Origin of the sequence: Streptomyces sp. ID05-39B, from assembly GCF_033794725.1 — a bacterium.
Lineage (GTDB): Bacteria > Actinomycetota > Actinomycetes > Streptomycetales > Streptomycetaceae > Streptomyces > Streptomyces bobili.
In genome coordinates this window covers 1-728 of record NZ_JARGEF010000545.1, presented here as the reverse complement: position 1 = coordinate 728, position 728 = coordinate 1, and the positions used below count along the sequence as shown (strand labels likewise).

Below are 728 nucleotides of genomic sequence, written 5' to 3'. Positions count from 1 at the left end.
CCAGTGGGGCGTGGAACTCGGCAAGGTCCTCGCCCAGCGCGTCGAACCCGCCCTCACCGAGGGCGCCGACGTCCCCGGCCTGGACCCCTCCACCAAGGCACTCGTGGCCGCCTACCGTGAACTGAAGGAAGTGCACTGACATGCAGCTGGGTCTGATCGGTCTCGGCAAGATGGGCGGCAACATGCGGGAGCGCATCCGCCGCGCCGGCCACACCGTCGTCGGCTACGACCGCAACCCCGACCTGTCCGACGTCAGCGGCCTCGCCGAACTCGTCGAGAGCCTCCAAGCGCCGCGCACGGTCTGGGTGATGGTCCCGGCCGGCGCCGCGACGCAGTCCGTCGTCGACGAACTGGGCGGTCTCCTGGAGGCCGGCGACACCGTCGTGGACGGCGGCAACTCCCGCTGGACGGACGACGAGAAGCACGCCGCGGAACTGGGCGCCAAGGGCATCGGCTTCGTCGACGCGGGCGTCTCCGGCGGCGTGTGGGGCCTGGAGAACGGTTACGCGCTGATGGTCGGCGGCGAGAAGGAGCACGTCGACCGGCTGCGCCCGATCTTCGACGCGCTCAAGCCGGAGGGCCCGTACGGCTACGTCCACGCGGGCAAGGTCGGCGCCGGCCACTTCTCCAAGATGGTCCACAACGGCATCGAGTACGCCATGATGCAGGCCTACGCCGAGGGCTGGGAGCTGCTGGAGAAGGTGGACTCGGTCACCGACGTCCGCGAG

The 728-nt window shown here is 70.3% G+C and carries 2 protein-coding genes; both read left to right on the top strand.

Annotated elements, in window-relative coordinates; all coding sequences use genetic code 11:
- Window positions 1-139 (top strand): hypothetical protein (locus P1P75_RS41810; RefSeq protein WP_319265341.1); only part of this gene is annotated, 139 nt, incomplete at its 5' end.
- A 1-nt stretch (window position 140) separates the two neighbouring features.
- Window positions 141-728 (top strand): NADP-dependent phosphogluconate dehydrogenase (locus P1P75_RS41805; protein WP_319265338.1); only part of this gene is annotated, 588 nt, incomplete at its 3' end.